Below are 17,796 nucleotides of genomic sequence, written 5' to 3' on the forward strand. Positions count from 1 at the left end.
GCGAGGAAGTCTGCTATCGTCTGCAACAGCTGATCTCTTTAAGACGAAAGGAGGTTTCCAGTGAGCAGCCAGACCCTTCCTGACACCATGGCCGCCATGCTGCTGACCGGGCATGGTGACGTCGACAAGCTGGTCTATCACGACGACGTGCCGATCCCGCAGCCGGGACCCGGCGAGGTGCTGGTGCGGGTCACGGCGACGGCCAAGAACAACACCGACCGCAAGGCCCGCGAGGGGCTCTACCCGGTCAAGAAGGGCGAGGTGACGTCATTCGCCATGGGCGGCGAGCCCACCCTGACCTTCCCGCGCATCCAAGGGGCCGACATCGCCGGGCGCGTGGTCGCCGTGGGCGAAGGCGTCGATGCCTCGCGCCTTGATGAACGCGGCCTGCTCGACTTCAACCTCTATCCCGATGACCGGCGCGACATCAATCTGACCCCGGATTACTACGGCCACGGCGCCGACGGCGGCTTCGCCGAGTATGTCGCCGTGCCGTCGGATCAGTTCCACCACGTGCCCAATCCCGAGCTCAGCGATGCCGAGCTCGCCGCCATGGGCATGTGCTCCTACCAGACCGCCTACCATATGATGACCTCGGCCGGCGTGAAGGCCGGCGAGCGGGTGCTGGTCAGCGGCGCCAGCGGCGGCGTGGGCACGGCGCTGATCCAGCTATGCCGTATCGTCGGCGCCGTGCCCTATGCGGTGAGCCAGCAGGAGAAGGCCCCGGCACTGAAGGCGCTGGGCGCCGAGGCGGTGATCGATCGTGGCAACCTGGCGGGCTTCGCCGAGCGGGTGCAGGAGGCGACCGGCGGCGCGCCCATGGATGCGGTGATGGACCTGGTCGGCGGCGAGATGACCGACTGCTTCATCGACACCATGATCCAGGACATGAAGGCGCGCAGCAGCTACCCGCGGCTCTCCATCGCCGGGGCCAGCGGCGGCAACATCAGCGAGATTCTGTGGACACGTATCTACCTCTACCAGGTGCAGATCTTCGGCGTCTCTCACGGCACCCGCGAGGAGGCCGAGCAGCTTATCGCCTGGATCCGTTCCGGCGAACTCAAGCCGGTGCTGCATGCCGCCTTCAGGCTCTCCGACCTGCACCAGGCCGAGCGCTACTTCGTCAGCCGCGACAGCAATTTCATGGGCAAGATCGTGATCGTTCCCGACAGCCAGTGGGACGAGCATGGCGCGCCCTTCGCCCTCGAGGGACACTGATGAGCCAGGAACTGACCCTGCAACTGATCGACACCCATGCCGGCGGCGATGTCAGCCGCATCGTGGTCGGCGGCATCGAGCCCCTGCCCGGGGCTACCGTCAGGGACCAGATGCACTACCTGCGCGACGATGCCGATGGCCTGCGCAAGCTGCTGCTGGAGGAGCCCTACGGCATTCCCGAGATGTCGGTGGACCTACTCGTGCCCACCACCGACCCGGCTGCCGAGGTGGGCTACATCATCATGGAGGTGATGGGCTATCCGATCTACTCGGGCTCCAATACCATCTGCACCGCCACCGCGGTGCTGGAGAGCGGGCTGGTGCCCAAGCAGGAGGGCCGCCAGCGCTTCAAGCTGGAGTCGCCGGCAGGCCTGGTGCAGATCGAGGCGCTGGTCGAGAACGGGGTGGTGGAGACGATTACCTGCGGGGGCCTGCCCAGCTATATCGATACCTACCGCGCCCGCATCCATGTGCCCAATCTGGGCGACGTGACCTACAGCGTCGCCTACAGCGGCGGCTTCTACGCTCTGGTGGATGCCGCCGAGCTGGGCTTTCATCTAACGCGGGAGGAGGAGCGCGACCTGGCCGAGTGTGCCCACCAGATCGTCGAGGCAATCCAGGCCGAGCGCGGCTTCTCCCACTACACCCTGGGCGACGTGGGCCCGTTGCCCTTCCTGCACTTCATGGGCCCCGTCGAGCAGGTCGCCGACCATTTCTATCGCTCGCGCTCGACCACCTATGTGCACCCCGGCGTGATCTGCCGCAGCACCACCGGTACCGGCACCTCAGCGCGCCTGGCGCTGATGCACCACGAAGGACGCATCCAGCCCGGTGACAGGCTGGAAACCGTCTCGCTGCGCGAGACCGGCTTCATCGGTGAGTTCACCGGCATGCGTGAGGAAGGGCCGCATACGGTGGTGGAGAACACCATCACCGGCAAGAGCTACGTGCTGGCCCGCTCCGACATCGTGGTCAACTGCGACGACCCGATGGTCCGGTGCGACGGCCTGCACCACATTCTCAGCGCCGGCCAGACCGATTCGGACTGAACGCCGATCGATAGGCGACAGGCCCGGCAATGCGCCCGGCAAGTCTCAGCGCCAGCGCCAGTCCAGCTCGAAGGGCACGATGTCGCGGAAGACGCCGGACCGGGCCATCTCGCGTCGCAGTGGAAAGGTCGCCAGGGCATCAATGGGATCGAGCCGCGCCAGTCGGTCGAAGTCGAGGCGCTCCCACGATTCGCGGGAAACCTTGGCGCTGAAGAGATACTGAACCCGGGCAGCGCTGCCGCTCGGGTCCTCGACCTGCCGATAGCCGGCGACCAGGACGCGCTCGATTCGCGGCAACCGGGCGAAGATCGTGCCCAACACGCGGAAGGCCACACCGTGCACGTGGCGCCGATAGAGCTCGCGCTGTCGCGTGGCGCCGAGCTTGCGAGGCGAGAGCTTGAGCCGCTTGGCCGGCATGGTCCAGTAACGGTCGGGCAGCTCCTCCTCGCCCGGCAGATCGATGTCCAGGGCCATGGTGCGCAGGTCGTCACTCAGCTCGAAGTCGATCAGCGTCTCCCGTGGCCAGCCGAGCTCGTCCAGCCGCTCGTCCAGTGTCTGCTGCATGGCATCAGGGTCATCCCAGGCCGCCACCTCCTCGCGCTGCTGTCGCTCGAACTCGCGGGCATCGAACTCGGCCTTCTGCCACTCCCAGTCACGATAGGCCTCGGCATGTGACGCCTCGCGGCGCTGATTCTCCCGCTCGAGCCGTTCCCGGGCACTCGGCCAGAGGGCGTGCCACCAGTTGGGCTCCTCCAGGGATACCGGCGAGGGAGGCGACACCGGGTAGCTGCGCGGCTGATAGCCGGTGGCAGCCGGTGATGGCGTCTGCTCATGCAGACGGTCAAGCCGGTCGAGCTCGGCATTGAGTCGCTCACAGTGCGACTCGAGCGCCGCGCGTATCGCCCCCTCCCCATGGCGCCGCAGCACTCGGGCCTCGGCATCGGGGATCCGACGGCCATCGGGATGGCGATAGCGAATCTCCCCGTTGGCGGCGATATCGAGGTGCACCGGGAGGGTTTCGCCCGCCTCACCGCTTGCCAGCTGCAGGCGAATGCCCGGCGGGCCGACCGAAAGCCCGGGACGCAGCTTGCAGGTATTGAGTCGCACACCGGGTGCGAGACGAATGCGACGCTGGAAGCGAAACCCCACGATGGCCTCTCCCTGATGATCGGATCCGAGTGACAGGGTACTGCACTCTGCGTCTTCCGTAACGGCGGATGTCAGTCAGACACCCCTATGCCACGGGGGCGAACAGCAGCGCCAGATCCTGCTCGTCGAACAGCGGGCCATCGTCTTTGCGCTCGCTGCCGCCTTCAAGGATCGAGGCGGCCAGGTCCGCCTTGCGCGCCTGCAGGTCGAGGATGCGCTCCTCCACCGTGCCGGCGCACACCAGCTTATAGACGAACACCGGGTTCTGCTGCCCCAGCCGGTGGGCACGGCCGGTGGCCTGAGCCTCCACCGCAGGGTTCCACCAGGGGTCGTAGTGAATCACCGTATCCGCCGCGGTGAGGTTGAGGCCCGTGCCGCCGGCCTTGAGGCTGATCAGGAACACCGGAATCTCCCCCTGCTGGAACAGCGCCACCCGCTGGGTGCGGGTCTTGCCCGGGGTGTCGCCGGTGAGCGTGGTGTAGGGAATGCCATCGCGCTCCAGGGCCTTGCCGATCAGGCCGAGCATCTCGGTGAACTGCGAGAACACCAGGATGCGCCGCCCCTCCTCGATCAGCGGCGGCAGCAGCTCGCGCAGTTGCTCCAGCTTGGCCGAGCGTCGCACCTGCTTGGCGCTGTCCAGCTTGACCAGCCGCGGATCACAGCAGACCTGGCGCAGCTTGAGCAGCGCATCGAGCATCACGATGCCGGAACCGGCCAGGCCGCGCTCGGCGATGGCCTGCTGTACCCGCTGATGCTGAGCCAGGCGCAGGCTCTCGTAGAGCTCGCGCTGGGTGCCGGTCAGGGTGATCTCGCGATGGGTCTCGGTCTTGTCAGGCAGCTCCCCCAACACCTGCTGCTTGGTACGGCGCAGCATGAGCGGCGAGATACGCCGCGAGAGACGCTGGCTCAGCGCCACGTCGCCCTCCTTCTCGATGGGCGTGCGGAAATGCTGGCCGAACCACTGCTGGCTGCCCAGCGCACCCGGCGCCACCGCATCCAGCTGGGCCCACAGCTCGCCCAGATGGTTTTCCAGGGGGGTACCGGTCATCGCCAGCGCCCGCCCGGCATTGAGCTCGCGCACCGCGCGTGCCGTCTGACTGGCGGCGTTCTTGATCGCCTGGGCCTCGTCGAGCACCAGCAGACCGAACGTGATCTCGCGCAGCCGCTCCACATCGCGAATCAGCAACGGGTAGGTGGTCACCACCAGGTCGGCGTGGGGCAGCGCCTCCTCGATCTGACGCTGGCGCTGGGCCTTGCCGCCCTGCAGGGACAGCACCTCCAGGTCCGGGGCAAAGCGTGTCGCCTCGGCGCACCAGTTGCCCACCAAGCTGGTCGGCGCCACTACCAGCACCGGCCCTTTCAACACGCCACGGGCACGCTCATCGAGCAGATGGGCCAGCACCTGCACCGTCTTGCCCAGGCCCATGTCGTCAGCCAGAATGCCACCGGTGTCGAGCTCGGAGAGAAAGCGCAGCCAGGCCAGGCCGCGGGCCTGGTAATCGCGCAGCTCGCCCACGAAACCCTGAGGCGCCGGCAAGCTGGCGGGCAGCGCCTTGAGGCGCTGGGCCAGCGACGCCACATCCTCTCGCCCCGCCCAACGCTCGTGTTCGGCCAGCGGTGCCACTCGCTCGGCGGCGGTCACCGGCAGTTGAAGCGCCGCCTCCGGGTCGCTCTCGTCACTCAGCCAGTCGAGAATCGGCGCCATCAGCGCACGCAGCCGGGCAAGCGGCAACACCAAGTGGCGCTGATCATCCAGCGCCACCGACCAACTCGCTTCCTCGGGTTCGTCTTCCGGCGGTTCCAGGGGGAAATCCGGGTCCTTGAGCAGCTGACGAAGGATCGGCAGCAGGTTCATGCGCTGACCCTCCACCTCGATGTCCAGCGCCAGGTCGAACCAGCCGTTGCCAGCCGGCTCCAGTTCACCGTGCCACGTCTCCGGCTCGAGATAGTGTGGCTCGGGGGGAAAGGCTTCGCTGAGCTCAACCAGGCAACCCGCCTCGCGCAGCCTGGCAATCATTTCCCACCAGCCTTCGGTTCCTGCCAGATGGGTCGGCCACTCGGCGGCACGGGTCGGCGGCTCGCCACTGATGGGCAGCAAGAGCGACCAGGGCGGCAGCTCCAGATGGGCCGGCACCGCCTCGATCTCCTGCAGCCGTTCCAGGGTCACCATGCCCGGTGGCAGGCCGTGAATCAGCGCCAGCTCCGCCTCGGGATCGCGCTTGATGGTGAGCCGCTGGCCATCACGAAAGGCCTGAGCGGTATCGCCCGGCTCGGGGGGCACCTCTATGCCGTCATAGTCGAAGCTCACGACTCCGGCACCGACACGGATCCAGCGCGGCAGGGGCGAGCCATCACGAAAGCCCAACTGGCCTTCGGCGACCCGCATGGTGACCTTGAGGCGCGGAGAAACGCCCTCCACAACACGCTCCTCGACCCGCTTCGGCGTCGGCAACTGGCTGGCCAGCGCCGAGGTCCTGCGCAGCCGATCATTCAGCCAGTCGCTCATCTCGGGCGGCAAGGGCGGCGATCGGCGCAGCCTCACCAGCAGGTCGGGGTCGCCCTCCATACGCCCGAAACGGGCATGCCCGGGATCGAGATAGCAGAGCCCGCGGCCCGCCTTGGCCATGATCGCTTCCGCCGAAAGCAACCCCTCCGGATCGGTATCGGCCTGCAAGTGCTGCACGCCTTGAGCATCGGGTTGCCAGCTCGGTGCCAGCCGGCAGCGGGGTCCCGGCTCGAGTTGCTGGCCCGTCTGCTTGCGCAGGAACAGCAGCGGCGGCGTGTCGCTTTCCAGCAGCGACCAGAGCGCGCGCGCCTGGAAGGCATGGGATACCAGCGCCCACCGGCGATGATCACTCCCCCACAGGCTATCGACTTCACCGTGCAGCAACAGGTCGAGCGCCTCTTCCTGCTCGGGGTTCCAGCCGGCCTCGGGCGCTGGCACCAGCTCACCCGAACCGCGCGTCTCGATCACCCGTGGTGACACCCAGCCACCGGCGCGCTTGCTTTGACGCGAGGGGCGCAGCCACACCGGCAATACCTTGAGCACCGGCTCGATGCCGTAACGGGTGGTGGTATCCAGGAAGAGTCCCAGGCGATGCGCTTCGCCAATACGCTCATCTGCCGACACAGGGCCTGGAGGTTTCTCCAACTGCGCCAGCCAGGCCTCCCAGCTACGCACCAGTTTTTCATTATCCTCGGTGCCCCTACCCGACCCGGGCAACGCAGATGGCGACGATATTTCGTCAGCCACAGCTGCCGACCCCACACCCAGCTCGTCGAGGAATGTCTGGATCAGCGCCACCGCGTGCTTGCAGCCGACGCCGACCGGGCAACTGCAGTCGGTGAAGAGCTCGTCATCGGCGCCATCGGCGTATAGCGACACTTCGACATGATAGGCCTGCTTCCGGCTTCCCATGACCTCCGCCGTCAGCACGATCAAATCGTCATCGAGCTCCAGGCCAACGCCATCCAGCACACGTCCCTGCCTGGCATAGCGCCTGCCGCGCTCCAGGGAACCCGAATCGAAAAAGCTCTGCCAGTCGATCTGATGGAGAGCGACAAACATCGTTTTGGCGTGGTCGGCAAGGCGAGGATCGGACACGGAGGCTCCTCATTAACCAGGGTCAGACCCTTAAGCTAAATTAAGGGTCTGACCCCGCGGGACAGAAAGCGCGCTACAATTATAAGGGTTTCAAGCCACAGTCCGGAACGGCATAGAGGTGGCCATGGTCCGTCCAGCACGCATTCTTCTGCCGAATACGCCTCTCCATCTGGTGCAGCGCGGTAACAACCGCAGCGCCTGCTTTCTCTATCGCGGCGATGCCCGGCGCTACCTCGAGTTTCTCGACGAAGCACGCCAGGAGTATCGGGTCGATGTGCACGCTTATGTGCTGATGACCAACCACGTGCACCTGCTGGCCACGCCCTGCGATGATCCGCAAGGCATCAGCTACATGATGAAAAGCCTCGGCCAGCGCTATGCGCAATACTTCAACAACCGCCACGAGCGTACAGGTGGCCTCTTCGAGGGCCGCTACTACTCCTGTCTTATCGGCGAGGAGCCCTACCTCTTCGCCTGCTACCGCTATATCGAGCTCAACCCGGTGCGCGCCGGCATGGTCGAACAACCGGGCGACTACCTATGGTCGAGCTATCAAACCAACGCCCTGGGCGCCCACGACCCCATCATCACCCCGCATACGCTCTACCTGGACAGCGCCAGCGATCCCCAACGGCGTCAGCATCACTACCGCCAGCTGTTCGACGCTCCTCTACCCGACGCCACCCTAGAGGATATTCGCCAGCAGACTCGCCGTGGCCACCCCTTCGGCAGCGAAGCGTGGCGTGAGCGGCTTCAGGGTCAGACCGTCGGGTAGACCGGGCGATTGCTCGACCCGGCCCCCCACAGAGCCGGACGTGCGCGATTGACGCATCCGGCTCTTCAATCATCAGATTCGCTGAAGGGTTCGCTGATGCACAATCCTTGCCCTGGGTAGCGGTAGGCGCCTGAGCAGCTGGTTGGCTTTATCCCACGAGAAGTACCCCCTCTGGGAACGACGCCTCAGCCATTTGACCCAGATCCGCTGCGCCTGGTACACAAGCGCTTTCAGAGCATCATAGTTGCCAGTGATGCCGTAGTAAGCGAAATGCCCTTTGACCTTTCGACATAGGCGGCGGTGTTGGACAAGAAGAGGCAGGTGCCGATTCGCCCGACACCAGACTGAGAGGTGCCTCAGGGCTCGCTTGAATCGGTCCTTGGCCGTCTTCTGCCTAATAACCCAGTAACCGCGCCGGGACTTCCCCCAATAGTGGGTGAAGCCCAGGAAGTCGAAGGTCTCAGCGCGCTGCCCACCGTGTGGCTGGAACCGCACCAGCTGGGTCTTGGTGGGGTGTAGGGTAAGGCCGAAGCGCTCGAAGCGCTTGGGCAGTACCTCCAGCACCTTACGGGCATCGGCTTCATTGCTGAATGCGAGCACGGCGTCGTCGGCGAATCTTACCTCGAACGCGCGTCCACGCAAGCGTGGTTTAACGTCTTTCTCAAACCACTCGTCCAATGCGTATTCCGCGCCATCGTGACCGCCCGTTCCGATCTATCGTGACCGACCATTCCGGACCAACGTGACCGGCCATTCCGTTTCATCGTGACCGATTTCGGCCGCTTTCCCGGAATCCGCGGTCACGATCCCGGAATCATCGGTCACGTTCCCGGAATCTCACCTAACTCGCTGGAATGATTCGGACTTTTACGGCATACCCCTCCTTTTGCCTTTGCCCCTGGAGGGGACATGCCAGCACCGAGGATTCCCATGCGAACCATCACCGAGGTGTTGCGCCTCAAGTACGACGCCGGCCTCAGCCACGAGAAGATTGCGCGGGCCTGCGGCCTTTCCAAGGGCGTGGTCAGCAAGTACGTCAGCCTGGCGCAGGTCGCCGGGATCAGTTGGCCGCTGCCCGATGGCACCGACGAAGCGGCGCTGGAAGCGCGGCTGTTCCCGGCCCAGACGCCGCCGGTGCGCTTCTCGGCGCCGGACTACTTCCAGGTCCATCAGGCGCTCAAGCGCAAGGGCGTGACCCTGCAGCTGCTGTGGGCGGAGTACGTCGAGGTCCATGGCGACAAGGCGTATCGCTACAGTCGGTTCTGCGATCATTACCGCGCCTGGCGTGACCGCCAGCGGCGCAGCATGCGCCAGGTCCACCGCGCCGGCGAGAAGCTGTTCATCGACTACTGCGGCCCGACCGTGCCGATCATCAACCAGGCCACCGGCGAGGTGCGCAATGCCCAGGTGTTCGTGGCGGTGCTGGGTGCGTCCAGCTACACCTACGCCGAGGCAACCTGGAGCCAGGCGCTGCCCGACTGGATCGCCTCCCACCAGCGTGCCTTCCAGTTCCTTGGCGGGGTCCCCGAGCTGTTGGTACCCGACAACCTGAAGAGCGCCGTGACGCGGGCGTGCCGCTACGAGAGCCAGCTCAACACCACCTATGCCGAAATGGCGCAGCACTACCAGGTCGCGGTGCTACCGGCGCGGCCCTACAAGCCCAAGGACAAGGCCAAGGCGGAGGCCGGCGTGCTGCTGGTGGAGCGCTGGATCCTGGCACGCCTGCGCCACCACACCTTCTTCACGCTGACCATGCTGAACCAGGCCATCCGCGAGCTGCTGGAGGACCTCAACCGGCGGCCCTTCCAGGGGCGCGAGGAGAGCCGGCGCGACCTGTTCGAAGCCATCGACCGGCCGGTGCTGCGCCCCCTGCCGGAGACGCCCTACGAGTACGCCGAGTGGCGCAAGGCCAAGCCCGGCATCGACTATCACCTCGACATCGACAAGCGCCTCTACAGCGTGCCGCACAGCCTGGTGGGCCAGGTGCTGGAGGTGCGCCTGACCCACGCCATGGTGGAGGTGTTCCACAAGGGCCACCAGGTGGCGGCGCACCCGCGCCACGCGCCGGGGCGCTTCTCGACCCTGGCCGAGCACATGCCCAAGCGCCACCAGGCCCATCGCGACTGGTCGCCGAGCCGCTTCCTGGCGTGGGCGAAGGACATCGGCGTCGCCACGCGGGAAATGACCCAGCGACAGCTCCAGGATCGCCCCCATCCCGAGCATGGCTACCGCGCCTGCCTGGGCCTGCTGCAGCTCAGCCGGCGCTACGGCAAGGTCCGCCTGGAGCAGGCCTGTGCCCATGCGCTGGCGATCCCCACCACCCGCTACGCCAGCATCGCCTCGATCCTCAAGCAGGGGCTGGATCAGCAGCCGATGCTGACGCTCCCTGAGGCGCTCGACGATCTGCCGCCCCACACCAACGTGCGCGGTGCCGAGTACTACCACTGACCCGAGGAAACGACCGATGATGACCCAGCCCCTGCTCGACACCCTGCGCCACCTCAAGCTGACCGGCATGCATGATGCCCTGGCCCACCAGCTCACCCAGCCGGACACCTACGACCTGCCGTTCGAGGATCGTCTGGCCATGCTGCTCGACCGCGAGGTGCTGCACCGTGACAACCGCCGCCTCGACCGCCTGCTGAAGGCCGCCAAGCTGCGCGTCACGGCCTGCGTCGAGGACATCGACTACCGCCACCCCCGTGGCCTGGAGCGCGGCCGCATGGCGCCGTTGGCTACCGGTGAGTGGATCGGCCAAGCCCTCAACCTGTGCCTCACCGGCCCCACCGGGTGCGGCAAGACCTGGCTGGCCTGTGCGCTGGGCAACCAGGCCTGCCGGCAAGGCTACGCGGTGCGCTACCTGCGGGTGCCACGCCTGTTCGAGCAGCTGCGCATCGCCCAGGGTGACGGCTCCTACGCCCGGCTGATGGGGCAGCTGCAGAAGACCGACCTGCTGATCCTCGACGACTGGGGAATGCAGAAGATGACCGCCCCGCAGCGCCAGGACCTGATGGAGGTGATCGAGGACCGCCACGGCCGGGGCTCGACACTGATCGCCAGCCAACTGCCCATCGAGCACTGGCACGACTACATCGGCGCGGCGACGGTGGCCGATGCCATCCTGGACCGGCTGCTGCACAGCGCCCACCGCCTGACACTCAGAGGAGAATCAATGAGAAAAAACACCGCCCCGCGGGCGGAAGCAGTTGACCCATCGTGACCGGTCAGCTTACAAAACCAGAGCCAGCGAGAGAGCGGTGAGCAAATCGGTCACGATCGCCGGAATGACCGGTCACGTTCGCCGGAATACGCATCCAACACATAGTGCAGGTAAACGTTCGCCAACAAAGGGGAAATAACCCCGCCTTGTGGGCTTCCTACCTCACCTTTCTGCCACTGCCCGGCCTCCAATACCCCAGCCTTGAGCCACTTGCCGATCAGGCGGAGGATGACACCGTCCTTCACTCGTTGCTGCAGAAACTCACGCAGGTGCTGATGGTCGATCGTGTCGAAGAAGGCTTGGATGTCCAGGTCAATGACCCAGCCACCCCCCATCGACATCAAACCGTTCCTCACCGTCTCGATCGCCTGGTGCGCCGAGCGCCCCGGCCGGAAACCGTACGAGCTATCCAGAAAGTCGTGCTCGTAGAGCGGTTCCAGCAGGGCCACCACGGCACGCTGCAGGACCTTGTCTTCGAAGGTGGGAATGCCGATCGGCCGTGTGGTGCGCCCATCTCCCTTGGGGATATGGACACGCCGCACCGGCGGTGCTCGATAGCGACCGCTCTTGGCCTCCTCCAGCAGCCGCTGGATATTGGCCTCGAAGTCGCTTGCGAAGTCATCCGCCGTCTGGCCATCGATCCCGACGGCGCCGTCTCGGCGCGTCATCAGGTAGGCCGTCTTCAGCCACTGGGCATCGATATGATGCGCCAGTGACGTGAAGGCACGCTGCGGGAAGCGCTCTGCCAGCGCTGCTATCCGCACTTGTTTCGTGGACATGACCTCAGGTTCCTGTGCACCCGTCATGTTTCCCTCGTGCAGTTCTGATGATTGGCCGCCCCTTCCCTCCAACGGGTCCCGTCGAGCCGGTTCCCCGCCTTCCTCGGTACTATGAGCGACTCCGACTCCCGCCCTTCCATCCGGCCGGCTCCTTGTGATCGCCTGGCCGTACCCCCTGAGTGCCTGTGATTCGCTTCCGGTACCGTCAGGCACCACAGCACCGGACCGGGAGCTTTCGGGACAGGTGGCTCCGACACCTGCGCTTTCACCTTTCGGGGGAGAAGAGCGGGCCTCCCAGGTTCCTGGGAAACCCCTGTGTGAACATGCCCTGCTCTTCGACACCGGTGGCCCGTTTCCGCCAAGCCATGTATGAGCGGAGTCGTATTGCCTTCCATCATTAAGAAAATGTCGGCAGCCACATTCGGATATTTCGGGGCTCTATCACACGGCCTGCTCACTCGCTGTGTACGCTTCGCAGTGGCGGTTACCCGACACCACGCAACACTCGCTACCGGCTGGTGGCTAGCCTTGGCCGGGTGGGACTTTCACCCACTGGGCTTCATTTCACCCTTTCAGCTACTTGCTTCGGTAGCTTCCCGGGTGACCAGGCTTTTCCTGGCGCACGTCGGGTAGACCGGGCGATTGCTCGACCCGGCCCCCCACAGAGCCGGACGTGCGCGATTGACGCATCCGGCTCTTCAATCATCAGATTCGCTGAAGGGTTCGCTGATGCACAATCCTTGCCCTGGGTAGCGGTAGGCGCCTGAGCAGCTGGTTGGCTTTATCCCACGAGAAGTACCCCCTCTGGGAACGACGCCTCAGCCATTTGACCCAGATCCGCTGCGCCTGGTACACAAGCGCTTTCAGAGCATCATAGTTGCCAGTGATGCCGTAGTAAGCGAAATGCCCTTTGACCTTTCGACATAGGCGGCGGTGTTGGACAAGAAGAGGCAGGTGCCGATTCGCCCGACACCAGACTGAGAGGTGCCTCAGGGCTCGCTTGAATCGGTCCTTGGCCGTCTTCTGCCTAATAACCCAGTAACCGCGCCGGGACTTCCCCCAATAGTGGGTGAAGCCCAGGAAGTCGAAGGTCTCAGCGCGCTGCCCACCGTGTGGCTGGAACCGCACCAGCTGGGTCTTGGTGGGGTGTAGGGTAAGGCCGAAGCGCTCGAAGCGCTTGGGCAGTACCTCCAGCACCTTACGGGCATCGGCTTCATTGCTGAATGCGAGCACGGCGTCGTCGGCGAATCTTACCTCGAACGCGCGTCCACGCAAGCGTGGTTTAACGTCTTTCTCAAACCACTCGTCCAACACATAGTGCAGGTAAACGTTCGCCAACAAAGGGGAAATAACCCCGCCTTGTGGGCTTCCTACCTCACCTTTCTGCCACTGCCCGGCCTCCAATACCCCAGCCTTGAGCCACTTGCCGATCAGGCGCAGGATGACACCGTCCTTCACTCGTTGCTGCAGAAACTCACGCAGGTGCTGATGGTCGATCGTGTCGAAGAAGGCTTGGATGTCCAGGTCAATGACCCAGCCACCCCCCATCGACATCAAACCGTTCCTCACCGTCTCGATCGCCTGGTGCGCCGAGCGCCCCGGCCGGAAACCGTACGAGCTATCCAGAAAGTCGTGCTCGTAGAGCGGTTCCAGCAGGGCCACTACAGCACGCTGCAGGACCTTATCCTCGAAGGTGGGAATGCCGATCGGCCGTGTGGTGCGCCCATCTCCCTTGGGGATATGGACACGCCGTACCGGCGGTGCCCGGTAGCGACCGCTCTTGGCCTCCTCCAGCAGACGCTGGATGTTAGCCTCGAAGTCGTGCGCGAAGTCATCCGCCGTCTGGCCATCGATCCCGACAGCGCCATCTCGACGCGTCATCAGGTAAGCCGTCTTCAACCACTGTGCATCGATATAATGCGCCAGTGACGTGAAGGCACGCTGCGGGAAGCGCTCTGCCAGCGCTGCTATCCGCACTTGTTTCGTGGACATGACCTCAGGTTCCTGTGCACCTGTCATGTTGCCCTCGTGCAGTTCTGAAGATTGGCCGCCCCTTCCCTCCGATGGGTCCCGTCGAGCCGGTTCCCCACCATCCTCAGTACTATGAGCGACTCCGACTCCCGCCCTTCCATCCGACTGGCTCCTTACCGTCGCCTGGCCGTACCCCCTGAGTGCCTGACGTTCGCTTCCGGCACCACCAGGCACAGCAGCACCGGACCGGGAGCTTTCGGGACAGGCAACTCCACGCCTGATCCATACGCGTTGGGGGAGAAGGACGGGCCTCCCAGGTTCCTGGGAAACCCCTGTATGAGCATGCCCTGCTCTTGGACCCCGGTGGCCCGTTTCCGCCAAGCCATGTAGAGCGGAGACGTATCGCCTTCCATCATTAAGAAAATGTCGGCAGCCACATTCGGATATTTCGGGGCTCTATCACACGGCCTGCTCACTCGCTGTGTACGCTTCGCAGTGGCGGTTACCCGACACCACGCAACACTCGCTACCGGCTGGTGGCTAGCCTTGGCCGGGTGGGACTTTCACCCACTGGGCTTCATTTCACCCTTTCAGCTACTTGCTTCGGTAGCTTCCCGGGTGACCAGGCTTTTCCTGGCGCACCTTAAATCTACTTAAGGGTCTGACCCCGCGGGAGAGGGTCCAGCTCCACGGGTGCTTCCACCGGGGAATAGTCCAAGGCAGCTTCCTGCTCGACCCATACCCGATCGACAAGCGCACTCTGCGGCTGGTAGCCCAGCGGCGCCTGTTGCAGCAGTTCGCGGATGCGGGGGGCATCGAAGGCGAGGCAGGCGGTAAACAGGGCATCGGTCAGCCTTTCCACTTCAAACCAGCTGAGCGTGATTTCATTGGCGGTCATGATGCGTGGATGGCGGGTAGGCTGCACGTTGTCGCCGATCAGCAGCTCTTCGTAGAGCTTCTCGCCGGGGCGCAGGCCGGTGAAACAGATGTCGATATCGCCAGTCTCGCCGGTCTCGGCCTCGTCGTTGACGAGATAACGGGGCTCCAGCCCGGAGAGACGGATCAGCTGGCCGGCCAGCTCGGCGATCTTCACCGGCTCGCCCATGTCGAGCACGAAGACATCGCCCCCGCGCGCCATGGCGCCGGCCTGGATCACCAGCTGGGCGGCCTCGGGAATGGTCATGAAGTAGCGGGTGATCTCCGGATGGGTCACGGTGACCGGCCCGCCCGCGGCGATCTGGCGACGGAACAGCGGCACCACCGAGCCGCTGGACCCCAGCACATTGCCGAAGCGCACCATGCTGAACCGCGTGCCCCCATGCGTCTTGGCCAGCCCCTGGCACACCAGCTCGGCCAGGCGCTTGCTCGCGCCCATCACGTTGGTGGGCCGCACGGCCTTGTCGGTGGAGACCAGCACGAAGTCCTCCACCCCGGCCTGCACCGCGGCACGCGCGGTTTCCATGGTCCCCATCACGTTGTTGCGCAGGCCCTCTACCACATTCTGCTCCACCATCGGCACATGCTTGTAGGCGGCCGCGTGATAGACCGTCTGCACGCGGAAGGTGCTCATCAGGGTCTCAATGCGCTGGCGATGCTGTACCGAGCCCAGCAGTGCATGGACAGGCGCCTCGATACCCTCGTCGTGGGCAATCTGCAGCAGCTCCCTTTCAATGCGATACAGGCTGAACTCGGAGAGCTCGAGCAGTAATAGGCTCGCCGGATGCTGGCGCAGGATCTGACGACACAGTTCGCTGCCGATGGAGCCACCCGCGCCGGTTACCATCACCACCTTGCCCGAAATGTTGGCGCCCATCAGCGAGGCATCCGGCGGCACAGGATCACGCCCCAGCAGGTCTTCCACTGCCACATCGCGAAGCTCGCTGATCTGGGCCCTGCCCGCTACCACATCGGCCATGCCGGGGATCGACTGCACCGGCACATCCAGCGGCTCCAGCTGCTTGAGAATCTCCCGACGGCGGTTCCGAGAGGCGCTGGGCAGCGCAAGCAGTATCTTCTTTACCCCGTAGTCGTGGATGAGCCGTTCGATCTCGCCGGGCGCATAGACCTTCATCCCCTGGATGAACTGCCCCTCGAAGCCGGGATTGTCATCCACGAAGCCAATGGGCTCGTATTCACCGCCATGGCGCAGCGACTGAACCAGTTGCCGCCCGGCGGCACCGGCGCCATACACCACCACCCGGGTCTTGTAGCGCAGCTGGTTGCGCAGATAGAGCCCGCGCAACGCGAAGCGCACGCCGCCCACGGTCAGCAGCGCCAGCATGGCATAGATGAACGGCACCGAACGCGGCACCGGCAGCTGAAACACGGCGTTGACCACCATCAGGGCGAAGGCCGACCCCGCCACCCCGACTGCCACGGCCTTGACCGCCTTCAGGCTCATGTAGCGGATCACCGCCCGATAGAAGCCAAGTCGAATGAAAATGGCCAGGCTCACCGGAATCACCACCGGGAGAACCCACCACACACGCGGCTGACTCAGGAACGCCAGGCTATCCAGACGCAGCAGCATCGCCAGCAAAAAGCTCAGGGTGATCAACAGGCAATCCACGGCCAGTTGAATCATCCGCTTCTGGCCACGCGGCAAGCGGAACAGCGGATGAAGGAGGCGCATCATTGCAGGCGAGCCTTTAGGCGAAAAAATGATCGAAACATTCGGCATTGTACCAGCGCGTGACGGGTGGGTTCAGAATTCTCGGGGCTTCCCGTGTAGGCATTGACGCACACAGCCTGTAAGCGATCTCTTACGCGTGCAGCCAGACCTTGGCGGTTCGCCCACCCGGACGGCCTCCGCCGAGCGGCCTTGCGGCGGCCCGGCGGAGGAAAAGGTGGGCTGTGCGGTTAGTCGCTGCCGAACAGATCCCGCGTATAGACCTTCTCTCGAACATCCTCGAGTTCGCTGGCCATGCGGTTGCTGAGGATCACGTCGGAGAGCGCCTTGAAGGCCTCGAAGTCGTGCATCACGCGTGAGCCGTAGAAGGTCTCCTCCTCCAGCACCGGCTCATAGACCACCACCTCGATGCCCTTGGCCTTGATGCGCTTCATCACGCCCTGCATGGCGCTGGCGCGGAAATTGTCGGAACCGCTCTTCATGATCAGCCGATAGATCCCCACCACACGCGGCTTGCGCCGGAGAACCGACTCGGCGATGAAGTCCTTGCGAGTGCGGTTGGCATCCACGATGGCCTTGATCATATTGCTCGGCACATCCTGGTAGTTGGCCAGTAGCTGCTTGGTGTCCTTGGGCAGGCAGTAGCCGCCGTAGCCGAACGAAGGGTTGTTGTAGTGCTTGCCGATGCGCGGGTCGAGCCCCACCCCTTCAATGATCTGGCGGCTGTCCAGGCCGTGGGTCTCGGCGTAGCTGTCCAGCTCGTTGAAGAAGGCCACCCGCATGGCGAGATAGGTATTGGCAAACAGCTTGATCGCCTCGGCCTCGGTGCTGTTGGTGAAGAGCACCGGCACCTCGTCATCCAGCGCGCCCTGCTTGAGCAGCCCGGCAAAGGTCTCGCCGCGCGCCGAGTGCTCACCGACGATGATCCGCGATGGGTGCAGGTTGTCGTAGAGCGCCCTGCCCTCGCGCAGGAACTCCGGCGAGAAGATCAGGTTGGCGGTACCGAAGCGCTGGCAGGCCTCCGCGGTATAGCCCACCGGCACGGTGGACTTGATCACCATCACCGCCTCGGGGTTGATCGCCATGACGTCCTGGATCACCGACTCGACGCTGCGGGTATCGAAGGTGTGGGTGCTCGGGTCGTAGTCGGTGGGAGTGGCAATCACCACGAAATCGGCATCGCGATAGGCGGCCTCCTTGTCCAGGGTCGCCGTGAAGTCCAACCCCCGATTGGCCAGGAAGTCACTGATCTCGGCGTCCTCGATGGGCGAGACCTTGTCGCTGAGCAGCGCCACCCTCTCGGGAACGATATCCAGGGCTATCACCTCGTTATGCTGGGCCAGCAGCATGGAGTTGGAGAGACCCACGTAGCCGGTACCGGCAATGGCAATTTTCACAACAG

General features: G+C 64.6%; 12 protein-coding genes. 5 read left to right on the plus strand and 7 right to left on the minus strand.

Annotated features, from left to right (window positions below):
* The first annotated feature begins 87 nt into the window (after positions 1-87).
* Together U5L98_RS04785 and U5L98_RS04790 are read left to right on the plus strand one after the other, a co-directional pair.
* Positions 88-1,218 (plus strand): zinc-binding dehydrogenase, encoded by a 1,131-nt coding sequence (locus U5L98_RS04785; RefSeq protein WP_322557243.1) that lies wholly within the window; start codon positions 88-90, stop codon positions 1,216-1,218.
* Complete coding sequence (locus U5L98_RS04790; protein WP_322557204.1) at positions 1,218-2,267, plus strand: proline racemase family protein; 1,050 nt, start codon at positions 1,218-1,220, stop codon at positions 2,265-2,267. The genes U5L98_RS04785 and U5L98_RS04790 overlap by 1 nt, the downstream gene beginning before the upstream one ends.
* Before the next feature lie 45 nt (positions 2,268-2,312).
* Here the strand turns inward: U5L98_RS04790 and U5L98_RS04795 are convergent, their stop codons facing one another.
* Together U5L98_RS04795 and U5L98_RS04800 are read right to left on the minus strand one after the other, a co-directional pair.
* Positions 2,313-3,416, minus strand: a complete 1,104-nt coding sequence (locus tag U5L98_RS04795) for a DUF4236 domain-containing protein (RefSeq protein WP_322557205.1) — start codon at positions 3,414-3,416, stop codon at positions 2,313-2,315.
* An 85-nt stretch (positions 3,417-3,501) separates the two neighbouring features.
* Positions 3,502-7,020: a DEAD/DEAH box helicase gene (locus U5L98_RS04800; RefSeq protein ID WP_322557206.1), complete on the minus strand. Its 3,519-nt coding sequence runs from the start codon at positions 7,018-7,020 to the stop codon at positions 3,502-3,504.
* Positions 7,021-7,144: 124 nt separating this feature from the next.
* Between U5L98_RS04800 and U5L98_RS04805 the strand changes: the two genes are divergently transcribed.
* A complete protein-coding gene (locus tag U5L98_RS04805; RefSeq protein ID WP_322557207.1) occupies positions 7,145-7,795 on the plus strand; it encodes a transposase in 651 nt (216 codons plus the stop codon).
* Positions 7,796-7,867: 72 nt separating this feature from the next.
* Here U5L98_RS04805 and U5L98_RS04810 read toward each other — a convergent pair whose 3' ends face one another.
* The gene (locus U5L98_RS04810) at positions 7,868-8,473 is read right to left on the minus strand and encodes a reverse transcriptase domain-containing protein (RefSeq protein WP_322557208.1); all 606 of its coding nucleotides are present in this window, start codon (positions 8,471-8,473) and stop codon (positions 7,868-7,870) included.
* A gap of 231 nt (positions 8,474-8,704) precedes the next feature.
* Here U5L98_RS04810 and istA point away from each other — a divergent pair, with 231 nt between their 5' ends.
* Both istA and istB read left to right on the plus strand, forming a co-directional pair.
* The gene (istA, locus tag U5L98_RS04815) at positions 8,705-10,243 is read left to right on the plus strand and encodes an IS21 family transposase (RefSeq protein ID WP_322557209.1); all 1,539 of its coding nucleotides are present in this window, start codon (positions 8,705-8,707) and stop codon (positions 10,241-10,243) included.
* Between the two features lie 16 nt (positions 10,244-10,259).
* Positions 10,260-11,015: an IS21-like element helper ATPase IstB gene (gene istB, locus U5L98_RS04820; protein ID WP_322557210.1), complete on the plus strand. Its 756-nt coding sequence runs from the start codon at positions 10,260-10,262 to the stop codon at positions 11,013-11,015.
* A 50-nt stretch (positions 11,016-11,065) separates the two neighbouring features.
* Here istB and U5L98_RS04825 read toward each other — a convergent pair whose 3' ends face one another.
* The 4 genes from U5L98_RS04825 to U5L98_RS04840 all read right to left on the minus strand — a co-directional run bounded on the left by U5L98_RS04825 (position 11,066) and on the right by U5L98_RS04840 (position 17,791).
* The gene (locus U5L98_RS04825) at positions 11,066-11,794 is read right to left on the minus strand and encodes a reverse transcriptase domain-containing protein (RefSeq protein WP_322557211.1); all 729 of its coding nucleotides are present in this window, start codon (positions 11,792-11,794) and stop codon (positions 11,066-11,068) included.
* A 705-nt stretch (positions 11,795-12,499) separates the two neighbouring features.
* Positions 12,500-13,786, minus strand: coding sequence for a group II intron reverse transcriptase/maturase (gene ltrA, locus U5L98_RS04830; RefSeq protein WP_322557212.1), 1,287 nt, complete (start codon positions 13,784-13,786; stop codon positions 12,500-12,502).
* A gap of 628 nt (positions 13,787-14,414) precedes the next feature.
* Positions 14,415-16,400 carry a nucleoside-diphosphate sugar epimerase/dehydratase gene (locus U5L98_RS04835; RefSeq protein WP_322557213.1) on the minus strand — a complete coding sequence of 662 codons (1,986 nt, stop codon included), beginning with the start codon at positions 16,398-16,400 and terminating at the stop codon, positions 14,415-14,417.
* Between the two features lie 224 nt (positions 16,401-16,624).
* Positions 16,625-17,791 carry a nucleotide sugar dehydrogenase gene (locus tag U5L98_RS04840; protein ID WP_322557214.1) on the minus strand — a complete coding sequence of 389 codons (1,167 nt, stop codon included), beginning with the start codon at positions 17,789-17,791 and terminating at the stop codon, positions 16,625-16,627.
* Between the last annotated feature and the right edge of the window lie 5 nt (positions 17,792-17,796).

Origin of the sequence: Halomonas sp., from assembly GCF_034520545.1 — a bacterium.
Classification (GTDB): domain Bacteria; phylum Pseudomonadota; class Gammaproteobacteria; order Pseudomonadales; family Halomonadaceae; genus Halomonas.

Excerpts from the sequence above, each read along its gene's own strand:
- U5L98_RS04790 (WP_322557204.1), top strand. The coding sequence starts at position 1,218 with ATGAGCCAGGAACTGACCCTGCAACTGATCGACACCCATGCCGGCGGC.
- istA (WP_322557209.1), top strand. The coding sequence starts at position 8,705 with ATGCCAGCACCGAGGATTCCCATGCGAACCATCACCGAGGTGTTGCGC.
- ltrA (WP_322557212.1), bottom strand. The coding sequence starts at position 13,786 with ATGTCCACGAAACAAGTGCGGATAGCAGCGCTGGCAGAGCGCTTCCCG.
- U5L98_RS04835 (WP_322557213.1), bottom strand. The coding sequence starts at position 16,400 with ATGATGCGCCTCCTTCATCCGCTGTTCCGCTTGCCGCGTGGCCAGAAG.
- U5L98_RS04805 (WP_322557207.1), top strand. The coding sequence starts at position 7,145 with ATGGTCCGTCCAGCACGCATTCTTCTGCCGAATACGCCTCTCCATCTG.
- istB (WP_322557210.1), top strand. The coding sequence starts at position 10,260 with ATGATGACCCAGCCCCTGCTCGACACCCTGCGCCACCTCAAGCTGACC.
- U5L98_RS04785 (WP_322557243.1), top strand. The coding sequence starts at position 88 with ATGGCCGCCATGCTGCTGACCGGGCATGGTGACGTCGACAAGCTGGTC.
- U5L98_RS04825 (WP_322557211.1), bottom strand. The coding sequence starts at position 11,794 with ATGTCCACGAAACAAGTGCGGATAGCAGCGCTGGCAGAGCGCTTCCCG.